Origin of the sequence: Acinetobacter sp. S40, assembly GCF_016624705.1 — a bacterium.
Taxonomy (GTDB): Bacteria; Pseudomonadota; Gammaproteobacteria; order Pseudomonadales; family Moraxellaceae; genus Acinetobacter.
In genome coordinates this window covers 26,938-41,266 of record NZ_JACVTU010000015.1, presented here as the reverse complement: position 1 = coordinate 41,266, position 14,329 = coordinate 26,938, and the positions used below count along the sequence as shown (strand labels likewise).

11 protein-coding genes are annotated in these 14,329 nt (G+C 41.2%); 7 read left to right on the top strand and 4 right to left on the bottom strand.

The window, feature by feature from the left end:
* Positions 1 to 79: 79 nt before the first annotated feature.
* Both IAE19_RS14375 and IAE19_RS14370 read right to left on the bottom strand, forming a co-directional pair.
* Positions 80 to 1,012 (bottom strand): tRNA dihydrouridine synthase, encoded by a 933-nt coding sequence (locus tag IAE19_RS14375; RefSeq protein ID WP_200461597.1) that lies wholly within the window; start codon positions 1,010 to 1,012, stop codon positions 80 to 82.
* 79 nt (positions 1,013 to 1,091) lie between these two features.
* Positions 1,092 to 1,901 carry an inner membrane protein YpjD gene (locus IAE19_RS14370; RefSeq protein ID WP_200461596.1) on the bottom strand — a complete coding sequence of 270 codons (810 nt, stop codon included), beginning with the start codon at positions 1,899 to 1,901 and terminating at the stop codon, positions 1,092 to 1,094.
* Positions 1,902 to 2,097: 196 nt separating this feature from the next.
* Here IAE19_RS14370 and ffh point away from each other — a divergent pair, with 196 nt between their 5' ends.
* Together ffh and IAE19_RS14360 are read left to right on the top strand one after the other, a co-directional pair.
* Positions 2,098 to 3,510, top strand: a complete 1,413-nt coding sequence (gene ffh / locus IAE19_RS14365) for a signal recognition particle protein (protein WP_200461595.1) — start codon at positions 2,098 to 2,100, stop codon at positions 3,508 to 3,510.
* 138 nt (positions 3,511 to 3,648) lie between these two features.
* Positions 3,649 to 4,215, top strand: a complete 567-nt coding sequence (locus IAE19_RS14360; protein WP_200461594.1) for an RBBP9/YdeN family alpha/beta hydrolase — start codon at positions 3,649 to 3,651, stop codon at positions 4,213 to 4,215.
* Here the strand turns inward: IAE19_RS14360 and IAE19_RS14355 are convergent.
* Both IAE19_RS14355 and IAE19_RS14350 read right to left on the bottom strand, forming a co-directional pair.
* Entirely contained in the window at positions 4,173 to 4,931 is a 759-nt protein-coding gene (locus IAE19_RS14355) for a pantothenate kinase (protein WP_200461593.1), read from the bottom strand. The two genes, IAE19_RS14360 and IAE19_RS14355, sit on opposite strands and share 43 nt — an antisense overlap.
* Complete coding sequence (locus tag IAE19_RS14350) at positions 4,928 to 5,695, bottom strand: biotin--[acetyl-CoA-carboxylase] ligase (RefSeq protein ID WP_200461592.1); 768 nt, start codon at positions 5,693 to 5,695, stop codon at positions 4,928 to 4,930. The genes IAE19_RS14355 and IAE19_RS14350 overlap by 4 nt, the downstream gene beginning before the upstream one ends.
* Positions 5,696 to 5,725: 30 nt before the next feature.
* Here IAE19_RS14350 and IAE19_RS14345 point away from each other — a divergent pair, with 30 nt between their 5' ends.
* The 5 genes from IAE19_RS14345 (at position 5,726) to ligA (ending at position 14,286) form a co-directional block, all read left to right on the top strand.
* Positions 5,726 to 6,529, top strand: a complete 804-nt coding sequence (locus tag IAE19_RS14345; protein WP_200461591.1) for a sulfite exporter TauE/SafE family protein — start codon at positions 5,726 to 5,728, stop codon at positions 6,527 to 6,529.
* A gap of 232 nt (positions 6,530 to 6,761) precedes the next feature.
* A complete protein-coding gene (locus tag IAE19_RS14340) occupies positions 6,762 to 7,457 on the top strand; it encodes a GntR family transcriptional regulator (protein WP_200461590.1) in 696 nt (231 codons plus the stop codon).
* A 227-nt stretch (positions 7,458 to 7,684) separates the two neighbouring features.
* On the top strand, positions 7,685 to 11,131 hold the full coding sequence (gene smc / locus IAE19_RS14335) for a chromosome segregation protein SMC (RefSeq protein WP_200461589.1): 3,447 nt from the start codon (positions 7,685 to 7,687) through the stop codon (positions 11,129 to 11,131).
* Position 11,132: 1 nt separating this feature from the next.
* Positions 11,133 to 12,170: a cell division protein ZipA C-terminal FtsZ-binding domain-containing protein gene (locus IAE19_RS14330; protein WP_200461588.1), complete on the top strand. Its 1,038-nt coding sequence runs from the start codon at positions 11,133 to 11,135 to the stop codon at positions 12,168 to 12,170.
* A gap of 85 nt (positions 12,171 to 12,255) precedes the next feature.
* On the top strand, positions 12,256 to 14,286 hold the full coding sequence (ligA, locus tag IAE19_RS14325; protein ID WP_227612273.1) for an NAD-dependent DNA ligase LigA: 2,031 nt from the start codon (positions 12,256 to 12,258) through the stop codon (positions 14,284 to 14,286).
* The last annotated feature ends 43 nt before the right edge of the window (positions 14,287 to 14,329 follow it).

The window sequence follows — 14,329 nt, the reverse complement described above, 5'->3', positions numbered from 1 at the left end:
CAGCAATCTATCTGGAATGAGCTCATCTGGAATAACGTTAAAACCAACTGAAATTTATTATTTTTTCAAATTAAATGTATTACAAGTTAGGCTGTAATTTATCTACAATTTCCTCGAGCATCTTTAAGCGTTTTATCTCATTCCAAAGCGCTTTAGCTTCTGGATAAGCTTTACTCATCATTCCAAGCCATTGTTTATAACGTCCCACCATTCCGATCTCAGTTTTAAATGCGCCATTTACAAAACGCAGTTGTAGTTCAACCAAATCCTGCCATGTGAGTAGAGCTTTATCTTTATTCTGACGAATACATAAAGTTAAATCTGGAGTAGTTACAGCACCCCGACCAATCATCAGATCCTTGCAGCCAGATTGTTGTTGACAAGCCTTGGCATCGGCATTATTCCAGATTTCACCATTGGCAATCACATTAATTTTTAAAGCATTCTGGATAGGTTGAATTTTTTCCCAGTAGGCAGGCGGTGTATAACCATCTGCTTTAGTGCGTGCATGTACTGTAAGCCAGCTTGCACCTGCATCTTCAATTGCATGTGCATTATCCAGTGTATGATGTTCATCTAGATAGCCTAGACGCATTTTAGCTGAAACAGGAATATGTGAAGGGACCGCATCTCGAACCGCTTTAACGAGTAGATGAACGACATCAGGTTCATCTAGCAAGATCGAACCGCCCCGATGTCGATTGACTGTTTTTGCAGGACAACCAAAGTTTAAATCGATGGCTGGGGCTCCTAGTTCCACGACTTTGGCGGCATTGGCAGCCAGCATTTCTGGATGATTGCCTAAAAATTGCACATGTACTGGCGTCCCCGCCGCTGTTTTGCCATCTGTAAGAAGTTCTGGACAATAAGTATGATAAACATGATCTGGTAAAATACTTTCAGTGACGCGAATAAACTCCGTCACACACCAATCAAAATGACCAGTATGTGTGAGGACATCTCGCATAATTGGATCGGTTAATCCTTCCATTGGTGCAAGAACTAGCTTCACGTCAATATTACCTGAAAATAAAAACAGCGTTTATACGGCATCTGTATAACGCTGTCTAGTCTTGCTGCACATTTAAAAATTAGCGATGTAAAATCATTTCTAATACAAATTTACTGCCAATAAATCCAATTGCCAAGAGAATAAATCCGATCAGGGTAAAACGGATAGCTTTTTGTCCACGCCAGCCAAATTTGGCATGGCCTAGTAATAATGCCCCATAAATAAACCATGAAATGATGCTAAATGCCGTTTTATGGGCCAGATGCTGACCAAAAAAGTCATCAATGGTAAAGAAGCCAAAAAACAAAGCCACCGTTAAAAGCACAAAGCCTGTTTTGATGAGGTCAAATAATAAGGATTCCATTGCCTGAAATGAAGGTAATAAATTGACCCAGAATCGACTTTTTTGTTTCTTTTTAAGTTCCTGATTTTGAAACCACATTAAAATGGCATGAATCGTTGCCATAAGCAAAACAGCATAGGCAGAGAGCGATAAAATGATATGTAGATCCAGGCCCAGTGAATGCCGCTCAATAAACTGGTTGGACTGACTAAAAGCAAAACCCAGAATCAAACCTGTCGCAGCCACAGGAATCCCAATTAAATTGAGCGCCAGTGTCGGACGAAATGTACTAAAAATTAGGCTTAATACCAGCATCAAACCTGACGTAAATGACATCAGGTTAAATACATCATAATTAATACCCATTGGTGTGAGCATATCCTGAGACAGCACACCTCCATGCAAGATTAGACCTAAAGTCAGTATCAAGCCTAAAAACCAATGATTTGGTTCACGTTTTGACATCAGGTTCATAAACAAATACCAGAACGCAGTGGTATATGCGATGAGTGCCAAAATGGTGTAAACCAAGGGGAGACTAATCATGTCAAACCTTTATTTGGGAGTTGGAGCTTCATTTGATCATTCAGTGTAAATTATAAATGAATATCATCAGACCCTAAAATTCATCTACATAAGATATAAATTCGCGGCGAACTACAGTATCCTATAGCATCTATGCATAAATTTTCTATTTTGAGAAAGATTTTTTTGCAACTGGCCATTTTTAGCGGATTTTGCAATGTTTGATACCTTAACAGAACGACTCACGCAGAGTTTAAGAAATGTTACTGGCTCAGGGCAACTGACCGAAGACAATATTAAAGATACCTTGCGCGAAGTGCGTATGGCCCTTCTTGAGGCTGATGTGGCGTTACCTGTAACTCGTGAATTTATCGCGAAAGTTAAGGAACAAGCATTGGGTCAAGAAGTGATGACTCAGCTTTCACCGGGTCAGGCTTTTGTCAAAATCGTATATGACGAATTGACCAAGATGATGGGTGAGGCTAATGAAAGCCTTGATCTATCTGCCAAACCTCCCGTGGTGGTCTTACTTGCAGGTTTGCAGGGTGCAGGTAAAACCACGACTGCGGCAAAACTGGCGAGATTCTTAAAAGAACGTCAAAAGAAAAAAGTCATGACTGTATCTGCTGACGTATATCGTCCAGCAGCGATTAAACAGTTACAAACAGTGTCAGATGAGGTGGGTGCTGACTTTATACCGTCAGATCCTTCAGAAAAACCAATTGATATTGTGAATCGTGCGATTGAACAGGCAAAAATTAAATTTGCTGATGTTCTGATTGTCGATACTGCTGGTCGTTTGCATGTCGATGAAGACATGATGGGCGAAATTAAAGAATTACATACAGCCGTAAAGCCAACCGAAACTTTGTTTGTGGTCGATGCCATGACAGGTCAGGATGCGGCCAATACTGCTAAAGCTTTTAATGATGCTTTGCCTTTAACCGGTGTCATTTTGACTAAAACTGATGGTGATGCGCGCGGTGGTGCGGCACTTTCAGTACGTGCGATTACAGGCAAGCCCATTAAGTTTTTGGGCATGGGCGAAAAACTGGATGCACTTGAGCCATTTCATCCTGAACGTGTAGCACAGCGTATTCTTGGTATGGGCGATGTACTTTCGCTTGTTGAAGAAGTCGAACGCAAAATCGACAAAGAAAAAGCCGAAAAAATGGCGAAAAAATTGCAAAAGGGCGGTACTTTCAATCTGGAAGACATGCTGATGCAATTTGAGCAAATGAAAAAAATGGGCGGCATGATGGGCTTTCTGGATAAGTTGCCAGGCATGAGCAATTCTGGCATTCAGCAGGCGATAGAGCAGGCAAATCCTGAAAAGCAAGTCAAAAAAATGGAAGCCATTATCCAGTCGATGACGCCTAAAGAACGTAAAAATCCAGATATCATTAACCCAAGTCGTAAAAAACGTATTGCGGCAGGCTGTGGCATGGATGTTTCAGAGATCAATAAATTGCTGAAGCAGCATAGTCAAATGGCCAAGATGATGAAGAAATTTGCTAATCCTTCAGGGATGAGCAAAATGTTACGTTCATTAAGTGGCATGCAGAAACAATTTGGTGGCGGCGGTGGTGGCATGGGGCCATTGTTCGGTGGCAATGACGATAAAAAATAATAGATTTTTTCCATACAATTAAAGGCGCTGAATGCGCCTTTTTTTATAACAACAAAATCACTACTTTTTTCAGGTTATCTGTACTTTAAACTGGGTAAATTAAATAAGAAATATCCGATATCGGGGAACATAATTACAATGAAGCATGTCTATATTATTCATGGTTATCAGGCTGTACCCGAAGATCACTGGTTTCCTTGGCTAGAACAACATATCCTACAAACAGGAGCCATAGCTGAACGGGTTTTTTTAGCAGATTCAGCTCATCCTGATGCTGATGTATGGCAAGAATGTTTAAGTGCGCAATGCACTGTACTGAATGAAAATACAATTATCGTAGCGCATAGTCTGGGGTGTGTGTCGAGCTTAAATTTCTTGAGCAAAGTCTTGCAAAAATCATCTATTGGCGCAGGAATTTTTGTATCAGGCTTTACTGAAAAACTCAACGCCATTCCTGAGCTAGATCAATTTATGGAATCACAAACACTTGATGATAAATTGCTACGCCAACATATTCTGCGCCGTTATGTTCTTTTATCTAGCAATGATCCCTTTGTATCCCCACCTTTGACCATACGACTAGGCCAACGGTTGAACGCACAAATTTTGGAAATCAAACAAGCTGGGCATTTTATGCAAGAAGATGGCTATACCGCGTTTCCTCAGCTTTGGGATGTGCTACGTCCTTTACTCACAGATTCGTAAGCAACATATCGCTGTAAACCCTTAAGCAATAAGTCTTCTTCAACACGAGGCTGGTAGTCCTGTAAAAATTTGGCAAAAAGTGTTGCATCTCCGCCTGTAAGCACCAGTTGTCTTGAAGATTGCTTTAAAATATGTTCAATACTGCTTAATAAGCCTAATAAAATACCATGATGCACGGCATCTACAGTATTTTTGCCCGGTTCAAGATTATCAAAAGCAGAGTCTGGAATTTTAATGCCTTTGGTATTTTGAATTAAGGCATCACGCTGCAAATATAGATTGGGTAAAATATACCCTCCCAAATGCTGTAAACCGTCATTTAAATCAATGGTCAGAGCCGTACCACAACCAATAATACAAAAATGCTGTTCTGGTTCTGCAAGTGCCAGCACTTGTAGCCAGCGGTCAATTCCTAGTTGTTCAGGATGATCATAACCGCAGCGTAAACCGGCATATTCATGATGAACCTGTGCAAAGATGACAGGAATATCCAGTTGGCTAAGAATTGCCTGAATACGCTGATTATTGGCTTTATCCTGTACCGAAGAAATCCCCACTTGTTGCAAGTGTTGAGTTTTGAAATGTTGAATCAGACCCAGCAATAAATCAGCAGGAGACTGTAAATGTAGTTCAGCGGCATGTTCAATGATCTGATTTGAATCTGTAATCCAGTATTTAAGACGAGTATTTCCCACATCTAACCAGAGTTGCTTCATGATGGATCATCCTGACCTAGGATACGGCGCATCCGACCTTGATAAAATGTCTGTTGTTGTCCATTGTTTGAAATGAGCACCGCACCTTCCTGATTAATTCCTTCAAAACGGCCAGTCAAAATACCCTGATGATGCTCGAACTGAACCTGTTCCTGCATAAAAACCGCATGATGATTAAACCGATCTGCAAGATTATAACAACCATGTTCAAACCATTGTGCTGCCTGTTGAATGGCTAGATAAAGTTGTGCCACGATCTCAATACGATCAAGATTGTTTAAACCAAAATCACTCAATGAGCTGATCGGTTGTAATGGATCGTGTGATTGTGGCGTAAATAAATTAACCCCAACCCCAACGATGGCCTGATGTGGTGATAACGGTTCAACCAGAATTCCGCCCCATTTGCCTTGGCTGCTATATAAATCATTCGGCCATTTGACTTGCAGATTTAGACCGTGTAGCTTTGGCATTTGCAAGATATTCAGTGCAACTTCAAGCGCTAAGCGACCATCCAGTGGTGTCCGGGAATTGATCAACGTACTGAGATATATATTGCCTTTTGGGGATATCCATTGACGTTGATGTTGACCACGCCCTTGGGTCTGAGCTTCGCTACAGATTAAAATGGACGCAATATTCTTTTGGGCCAGTTCGCGAACATCGTCATTGGTCGATGTGGTCGTTTGTTTCAAAATAACAATGTCAGGAACATGTCCAGCATCGCTTAAGCGTTGTCGTAGTCGGCGTGTTTCTGCATCCATGTTCAGTTTTATAAAGTTGGAAAATCAGGTATGGAGTTAATCATATATTTAGCCATCGGTGCAATCGCTGGATTTGCTGCGGGCTTGTTTGGCGTGGGTGGTGGATTAATTATTGTCCCAATTCTTTATATCGTATTTACTCAGCTTCATTATGATCCGGCTGTCATTATGCATATGGCTTTGGGAACTTCTCTGGCCACCATTATTGTGACTTCAATCAGCTCAGTAATGGCACATCATAAACGTGGGGCAGTGTTATGGCAGGTGTTTCGTAATCTTGCGCCTGGTTTAGTGATTGGTTCTTTTTTAGGAGCGGGTATCGCGGATCTTTTGTCGGGACAAAACTTACAAATCATTATTGGAATATTTGCGATCTGGGTGGCTTATCGAATGTTTAAAGGTGCAAATGTGGTTGTGGATGAAACACGACATTTACCTTCAGCGCCTATGCAAATGTTGGCAGGTGGCGGCATTGGTATTGCTTCGGCAATCTTTGGGATTGGGGGAGGTAGTTTGACAGTGCCATATCTGAATCGAAATGGAGTGGTAATGCAAAAAGCAGTAGCGACCTCAGCGGCCTGCGGTTTACCTATAGCAGTTGCGGGTGCCATTGGTTTTATGTGGTTTGGTGTTCAACAACATGTCAAAGTGCCCAATGCAATTGGTTATATTCACGTTTATGCATTTTTAGGGATTAGTATCATGAGTTTCATTACCGCTAAATTTGGTGCGAAAGTTGCTCATATGTTGTCGCCTGCCATGTTGAAAAAATGCTTTGCCTGTTTATTAACGGTCGTTGGAACCTATTTCATTTATCAAGGTTTTACTCAATAGAAATTCATAAAACAATACTTCCTAAATCGCTAAAAAATAAAAATTAAATTTAACTTTTAGCGGTATAGGGATAAGAAAATAAGATGAAATTTCCAATGATCAGAATGTTGAATTGGCTCAAAATGCAATAAAATTGTTAGACAATGACATAGTCATCCATAAAGAGAATCAGTTAAAACAATCACAATAAATGGCAGTGGAACGCCAAAGTAAAAATCAAAACAGGTGATTCATGAAACTTGAAGAGACAGAGAGCCTGTCGGAGCAAATTGCAAAACACATTAGCGACCAGATTATTACTGGTGAACTGGTAGAGGGTGAACGTATTCAGGAATTGCGGATCGCCAAAGAGCTCGACGTCAGTCGCGGCTCGGTACGTGAAGCATTGTTATTGCTGGAACGCACTCACTTGATTCATATCTATCCACGTCGTGGAGCCATTGTTTCTGAAATGTCATCTCAACAAGTCAAAGCTTTGTTTGATACCAATGTTTTGGTGCTAGGGCACATTGTGCAACGCATCAGTGAAACGTGGCGAGTACATGAAGCGGAGCAATTGCAACACCTCATGGAGCATTTGACTGAACAAGTAAAAATAGGTGATACCGAAAAATTTTATGATGGTATTTTCCAATATCTAGCATTGCAACATGATATGGTTGCCAATCCTTATTTAATGAAGTTTTATAAAGAATTATTGCCCTCATTGCGCCGTAGTTATTTTTTGACATTAAATACCTCACGTCGTGAATTACAAGAATCTTTCGCATTGTTTAAATTGGTGGCAGATGCTGTGTTGATCCGGAAATCACATCAGGCTACTTTATTTATGGAGGATTTTTGCCGACATTTGCGTAATCTAGTTCTGGATTCACTGACTCGCATGAAGCAAATCGAGTTGGCTTGGGCACGTCGTTCGCGTCGTTGAAGCGGTCAGGTTGTGTAGAAAAATAAGTGATGACCTGAAAGTTTGGCGATATTTTAACTGATCGCCCTGTTTCTGGATAAATTCTGAATAAAATTGTTCAACTTCATCTTAAAAAAAGCCCCTATTGAGCTGCATTCATTTTAAAATAAGCCGCTATTGGTATTCTATTATGTCCATACCATTGAAATGAGATGGGCAAATAATAAAAAACTTTTGATTAGGACATTATGCGTTTAAGCAGTTTAAAACTTGCAGGCTTTAAGTCATTCGCTGACTCATCCACTCTCCAATTTAAGGCTAATCGTACTGCAGTCGTTGGCCCGAATGGTTGTGGCAAATCCAATGTGATTGATGCCATACGTTGGGTCATGGGAGAATCTAGCGCACGTCAGTTACGTGGTGGCAGTATGCAAGATGTCATTTTTACGGGAACTGCGAAGCGTAAACCTGTTGGTGTCGCTAGTGTCGAGCTGAGATTTGACAATACGTATGGAAAACTTGGTGGTGCTTATAATGCCTACAATGAGCTGGCAGTTCGTCGTCAGGTCAACCGTGATGGAAAATCTGAATATTTTTTAAATGGAACACGTTGTCGCCGCCGTGATATTACCGATATCTTTTTGGGAACAGGTTTAGGTCCACGTTCTTATGCGATTATTGAACAGGGCATGATTAATCGGTTGGTAGATGCCAAACCTGAAGAAATGCGTGTGTTTATTGAGGAAGCAGCAGGCGTTTCACGTTATCAGGCACGTCGCCGTGAAACATTGCAACACTTAGAACACACCGAACAAAATTTATCGCGTTTAGAGGATATTGCGCAGGAACTTAAATCACAACTAAAAACGTTAAAACGTCAATCTGAAGCCGCTATTCATTACAAACAGCTTGAGCAGCAGATTAGAACGCTGAAAATCGAAATCCTGTCTTTCCAGTCGGAGCAATCTAGTCAACTTCAGCAAGAATATACGGTACAAATGACTGCTTTGGGAGAGGAGTTCAAGTTGGTTCGTTCTGAGCTAACTACTATTGAGCATGATCTTGAAGCAAGTAGTGCGTTGTTCCAGCGCTTGATTCAACAATCGACTCCTCTACAAAATGAATGGCAACAGGCTGAGAAAAAGTTAGCTGAGTTGAAAATGACGCTACAACAAAAGCAAAGTTTATATCAACAGAACAATACAACGTTGACTCAGTTAGAACAACAAAAAGCCCAGACGAAAGAACGATTACAACTGAACGAGCTACAGCTTGAAAATTTATTAACACAGTTGGATGAACAAACTGAACATTTAAATGGTTTTGAGGCAAATACTCAGCAAAGTGAACATAATTATCAGGATTTGCAAGCGCAACACAAACAGGCGCAAGAGCAGTTTAATCAGATTAAACAGCACGTTGAAAAGCAACAACAACAGAAAAATCAGATGTCGCTACAACTTGAGCAACTGACTAAAAGTATAGAGCGTATCACGCAGCAAAAACAAACACTTGAAACCCAAACCTTGCAAATTGAGGCACAGGTACAGGACAATGAGTTACAAAGTTTAGAGCAACAATTCGTTCAATTGGAACAAGACATCGCGGCGCTTGAACAGCAGATCGAACAAGTTGAACAACATTTTCAGATCCAGCAGCAGCAACATAATGATTTAACGACTGAAATTCAACAATATAAAAATCAAATACAGGTATTACAGGCGGAACAAAAGAATCTCAATCTACTGGTGGCAAAACAAAGTCCGAAACAATCGGATGCTATACGTTTGATGGCGGTGTTAGAGTTAAGTGAAATAGGCAAAGCACATGCCAGTCTGATTGAAAAGTTATTGAACAAATGGATGAGCGCGCATTATCTTGACAAAGATGCTGACTTTGAACCACAGCTTTCGCGACAAATTAAAGCTTCTGCATTCTTAGGGGACTCACTACAATTCGGGTTACGACCATTTGCGGAGTGGATTAAATCACCACAGTTATCGTTGTGGCAAAACATTGGGTTAGCAGATACGTTGGATCAGGCATTAGGGTTGCAAAAGCAGCTCAAGACTGGTCAAAGTATTGTGACACTAGATGCCTATCATGTTGGACAAGATTGGGTTATTGCACTCGATTATGATGAAGATAGCCAGACCACTGGCGTGTTGAGTCATCGTATTCGTCTGGATGAAATTGTACAGTTACTCTCAACTTTGGAACCAGAACTTGAGCATTTAAATCGACTGAGTTTTGAGCAGCAACAGCAAATCAATACGCAGCAAGATCAATTACAACAATTAAAAATCCAATTAAAACAAAATCAAAAGCAACAACAGCATCTTGAATTAAACATGACCAGACATCAAAGTGCGGCTCAAGCATTTGTGGTGCAAAAACAGCAGCTACAAGAGCAGTTAAAGCAACTAGAAACCCAGCTTGAAGATGATGCCATGCAGCGTGATGATCTGGATATCGATTTACATGCGTTGAATTTAAAATTAGATGCAAGTCTGCCAGATTATAAAACTCGACAATTTCAGCTTGAGACATTGGCAGAACAACTGGATGATCAACAGCATCAACTACAACAGCATCAACAGGAACGTGAAAACACGCGCCGTATGGTTTCGCAAAGCCAACAGCAAATCGAACTATTAGAAAAAGATCTGTCCTTTTTAAAAACTCAATATCAACAGATTATTGAACAGATGGACCATGCAAAAAAATTTGTTGATCCCATTCAACTGGAATTGCCATCCCTCGAATCCGAGTTTTCTGAGCAATCTCAACAGACCGAGCAACTCAAAAAAAGTTGGAATGAATGGCAAATCGAACTCAATAACGTACAGGAAAGACAACAGCGTCTTACCGAGCAACGCCATCACACTCAGCAGCGTGAGGAACAATTACGCGAGCAACTGGAACAAAAACGTCTAAATTGGCAAGCCGCTAAATCAGATTTAGAGCATTTTCAGGAACAACTTAAAGATTTGGGGAGCGAGCGTGTAAATGGGCTAAAATTTCATTTAGTTGAGCATCAACAGGCGCTGGAAAAAGCACAGCGCCAATTTGAAAAACTGGGTGCAGTGAATTTGGCGGCTTCTGAGGAATATGAAGAAGTTTCAAAACGTTTTGACGAACTGAGTCATCAAATTCAGGATCTGGAAAACACAGTTTCTCAGCTAAAAGAAGCCATGAAAAGTATTGACCAAGAAACTAGAAAGTTATTTATGACGACTTTTGATCAGGTCAATACTGAGCTTCAGGATTTATTTCCTAAAGTTTTTAGTGGTGGTGAAGCAAGTTTAAGTCTTGAAGATGACTGGCAATCAGGTGTAAAACTAATGGCACGACCACCAGGGAAACGTAATAGTTCACTGGCATTATTATCGGGTGGTGAAAAGGCATTAACAGCATTGGCTTTGGTCTTTGCAATCTTCCGCCTAAATCCAGCACCATTTTGTGTACTGGATGAGGTTGATGCACCGCTAGATGATGCCAATGTACAGCGGTTTTGTAATTTGGTAAAAGAGCTTTCTGAACAGGTGCAATTCATTTACATTACACATAATAAACTTGCAATGACGATGGCGACCGATTTATTAGGGGTAACCATGCCAGAACCTGGTACCTCAAAACTGGTCACTGTTAATTTGGAACAAGCAAAAGAATATGGGTTAGTCACGGAGTCATAGTATGGAAGTTACCACCATCGTGGGCATAGTCGCCGCCATTATTATCATGATTGTCGGTTTAAGAATGGTTCTAAGAAAACCTGCTCCGACCGAACCCTCATTAGACAGCGAATTGTATATCGATCCAGAGAGCAATAAGCCAATTATTCCACGTCATGTACGTGATCAATTGCCCGCAGAAACCGTGCTAGATAATGAGCGTAAAGAACCAGCGCTACAGGAAATTCCTGAAGTTCTGGATGATAAAGTGACACAACCTTTGACTTCGCCTGAATTGAATACGGACAAGCTGGATAAAGATCTGGATGCTGTCGAGATTGAACGCGTAGAGATCAACACGCCTGTTGAACGTATTCATGAAGAGGCATCAGCTAAAGTAAACACTGTGGCTGAAACGATGACAACACAGCATTTTGATACCGCAAAAGTAGAAAGTGTGACAACACTTGAAAGCGAAACTGAAACAGAAAACCTTAAAAAAGTCGATGAATTTCAACTTAATCCAGAGATTGAAGCAGCAACTATTGCTGAGTTTGATGGGGAAAGCAGTTTGCTGGATGTGCATTTGCATGAACAACAGCGTTTTGATGATGAAAGTGCTTTGGCAACTGCACAGGAAATTGTGGCTTTAAATGTCTTCCCAAATCCGCGTCGTGCTTTATCTGGCGATAAAACCTTAAAAGTGTTACTCAAATATGGTCTGCGTTTTGGAGAAATGGCCTGTTTCCATCGTTATGAAAAAACGGACGAGCCAAGTCCATTGATGTTTTCCGTATTGCGTATGACTGATAATGGCCCTGCGGGATTTGATCTTGAAGCGTTATCAAGCGAACAAGTACAAGGTTTGGCATTTTTCCTTGCATTACCGCATCAGGATGCTTTAAAAGGTTTCGATATGATGACCAGTATTGCAGGACTCATTGCACGTGAAGTGGATGGTAAAGTCTATGATGAAAATAATCTGGAATTTACTCCACAATTGAAAGAACATTGGCGCCATCACGTGATTGACTATCGTTCAACACAGGAAACAGCTTAACTACTTTTTAGTGCTTTTATTTATTGCGATGTATGAAGATCGCAACTCAGGGCGGATTTTCCGCCCTTTTACATGGTGAATTTTTATGGTGAATAATAGTGATGTCATTGCGCAAATGCGGCAATTGATTCAACTGATTGCAAAACATAATCATGCGTATTATGTCATGGATCAACCATCGATTAGTGACAATGAATATGATCAGCTATTTCATCAGTTAAAAGCTCTGGAGCAGCAATATCCTGAGCTATTACAACCCGACACCCCAACCAACAAAGTTGGTGGTCAGGCACTGAGTAAATTTGAAAACGTGACCCATGCCGTGCCGATGCTGTCTTTAGGCAATGTTTTTAATCAGGAAGAACTGTTTGCTTTTGCCCGTAGAATTGAAGAACGATTACCGAATCAACAAGTAGAATACGATGTTGAGCTTAAACTAGATGGTTTAGCAATTTCACTGTGGTATGAAAATGGTGTTTTAGTTCGTGGAGTCACGCGTGGGGATGGAGAAACGGGCGAGGACATCAGTCAAAATGTCAAAACCATTCGCAATTTACCAAAATACTTGAGCCACAATCCAGTTGAAATTCCTCAGTTACTGGAAGTTCGTGGGGAAGTGTTAATGCCAAAACAGGGGTTCGAGCGTTTAAATGCTGCAAATGAAGCGAAAGGTGAAAAAACTTTTGCTAATCCACGTAATGCCGCAGCGGGGAGTTTAAGACAACTTGATCCAAATATTGCTGCATCACGCCCTTTGGCTTTTTATGCTTATGGAATCGCACAATGTGAGCCACATCATGGCCTCACAAGTATGCATGAAAGCCTGAATTGGTTGACTCAATTGGGTTTTGAAATTGCGGAACGTCAATTTTTATGTTCATCAATTGAAGAAGTTCAACAGCGTTATGAGCAAATCCAACAGGAACGCCCAAATTTAACTGTTGAAATTGATGGCATGGTCATCAAGGTTGATGATCTAAAACAACAGCAACAACTAGGCTTTTTAAGCCGTGAACCACGCTGGGCGACCGCTTATAAATTTCCTGCTGAAATTGCCCTGACTACGGTAGAAAACATTGACTGGCAAGTGGGGCGAACAGGAACATTGACTCCTGTAGCGCGTTTACAGCCTGTGTTGGTGGGTGGTGTTACCGTTTCTAATGTGACTTTGCATAATATCGGTGAAATTCACCGCTTAGATGTACGAATTGGTGATCGCGTCAGTGTGTATCGTAGTGGCGACGTGATTCCAAAAGTTGAAAAAGTCTGGCCTGAGTTTCGCCCAGTCGAAGCTGAAATTATCCAGTTACCAGAAAACTGTCCAGTTTGCTCATCACCTGTAGTCATGCCTGAAGGTGAGGCGCTGGCACGTTGTTCTGGGGGATTATATTGCGCTGCTCAACGTATCGAAGCGATTCGTCACTTTGTATCACGTAAGGCGATGGACATTGAAGGTTTGGGGGATCGCTGGGTAGAGTCTCTATTGCATCTGGATCTACTCAAGGACGTGGCAGATATTTACCATTTACATGAACATCGTGACACCTTGCTCGGCATTGAGAAGATGGGAGAAAAATCCGTTCAAAATTTGATGGATGCGATTGAAGCAAGTAAAAAAACCACTCTCGCACGTTTTATCTATGCCCTTGGAATTCGTGGCGTGGGAGAAACTACAGCCCGAATGCTCGCCAATACTTTTCAGACTTTTGAGGCGTTGAAAAATGCTGATGTTGAATCGTTGAAAAAGACGCCCGATGTGGGTGAAATTACTGCCGAATGGATTTTTGATTTCTTTTTAGCACCCCATAATATTGAAGTGCTTGATCGTCTGTTAGCTGCTGGTATTCATTGGGATGCACCTATAGCGCCGACTCGTCAGCCTTTAAATGGCGAAAGTTGGGTGGTGACAGGTACACTCAGTACGATGGGGCGTGACGAAGCGACACAGCGTTTACAGGCGTTGGGCGCTCGTGTCAGTGGTAGTGTTTCGAGTAAGACGAAATGCGTCGTTGCTGGAGAGAAAGCGGGAAGCAAACTCGATAAGGCAGCAAAACTTGAGATTCGTGTAATGAATGAACAAGAGTTTCTTGAATTTTTAGCACAGTACCAAAGTTGATTGCTTTTTATGACGTTCATCTGAGTTCAGATGAACGTCAGCC